Here is a 1,617-nt window from a genome sequence, read left to right on the forward strand (position 1 = left end):
CGACCGCGGGTTCGGCATGGCCAGCGTGCGCTTTATCTGCGGCACGCAGGACCTCCACCTGCAGCTGGAACGGGAGGTGTCGCGCTTCCTGGGCACCTCGAACGGCGTCACGGAAAGGTTCAATTCCGCCTGCACCCGCTGCAGGGACAGGGCGAAGGCATAGGCGGAAGTGAACCGCGACCCCGGCGACTTGGCCATCGCCGTCGCCAGGGCCAGTTGCAGTGATGCGGGCACGTCGGCACGGCGCAGCGGCGGCAGCGGCGCATGGGCAATGCGGTCCATCAGGTCCCGCTGGGAGTTGTTTCCGCCGGGCTGGATGAACGGGGATTGGCCGGCCAGCAGCGTATAGATCGTGGCGCCCAGGGACCAGATGTCGCTGCGGGTGCCGTTGCCGGCATCGCCCCGGAATGCTTCCGGCGGCGACCACGGTATGGACATGCCGGTGTCGCCATCCCCGCCGTCGGTGCTCGAGGAAATGCCGAAGTCGGTCAGGGCCGGACGGTTGTAATCGGTGACCAGGATGTTGGCGGGTTTGATGTCGCGGTGCGCGATTCCCGCCCGGTGCGCGGTTTCCACGGCCGAGGCCACCTGGATTCCGAGGGCCAGCACTTCGTCCACCCCCAGCGGACCGTTGCGGTACCGGACGTCCAAGCTGGGACGCGAGCAGTACTCCATCGCCAGGTAGGAATGTCCGTCGGCGGTGAGATTGGCCTCGTAGATCGTGACGATGAACGGATGCGTGGACAGCTGCGCCATGAGGTTCGCTTCGGATTCGAAGCGGCGGCGGGCGTCCTCGGTCTTATGCCCGGACAGCAGTACCTTGACCGCAACACGGCGCCTGGGCCGATCCTGTTCGTACAAATAGACATCGGAGAAACCGCCGGAGCCGAGCAGCCTGACGTAGCGGTACCCGTCGATGGCGGGCGGCGGTGCGGGCGGGCGCTTCACGCTCACGGCAGGTCCTCAAAGCGCAGGGAGATGCCGTCGCCCAGGTCCGCGATGTCGCCGTCCAGCAGCATGACCGCCTCGCCGTGGCCCAGTCGCCGGGGCGCCTGCTGGCCGCGCAGGAGCAAGGTCCCGTTGGTGGAGTTCAGGTCGGCGAGGATGACGTGCCACCCTTCCAGCCGGACTTCCACGTGCGAGCGCGAAATGTCCCCGCTGGCGCTGTGCACCGGCACCAGCCGCGGCATCACCCTGCCCTGGACCCGGTTCGCGGAAGGCTGCCGTCCGACGATCACGGGCCTGTCCAGTTCCACCACTTCGCCGGTGGACAACCGCAGGTGCCCCAGCGCTGGCCGCTGCACCTCCCGGGCCTCGCCGTCCAACGGCCCGCCGCACCCGGAACACGCCGAACTGGTCGGTGGATTGGCGTGGCCGAGCCCGCACATCCGGGCCAGCACCATGGGGGCGGTGCTCGGCGCTGGCGACGGCGCCGCCTCGGGTGCAGGTGCGGCCGGAACCTCGGGCAGGTCGCTGCGCATCAGCGTCTGCCCGTCGTGGTCGCCGCCGTCAGGGTCGAAGCCGTCGCGGTCTCCGCCGCTGTGGTTCCCGCCGTCGAACCCGGCCGGTGGGTCCGCGGCGGCAGGGCCGCGGTGGGCAGCCGCGGCCGGCTCCGAA

Annotated in this window: 2 protein-coding genes; both read right to left on the reverse strand. The window is 69.8% G+C overall.

What is annotated here, in order from left to right; translation table 11 throughout:
• Nucleotides 1-954: serine/threonine-protein kinase (locus AC5RV2_RS17830; RefSeq protein ID WP_494093433.1), on the reverse strand; the 954-nt coding region annotated here is incomplete at its 3' end.
• Nucleotides 951-1,617, reverse strand: a 667-nt coding sequence (locus AC5RV2_RS17835; protein ID WP_494093434.1) for an FHA domain-containing protein, incomplete at its 5' end; no start/stop codon positions are given. The genes AC5RV2_RS17835 and AC5RV2_RS17830, both read right to left, overlap by 4 nt.

The organism is Arthrobacter sp. Y3225116, assembly GCF_059091245.1.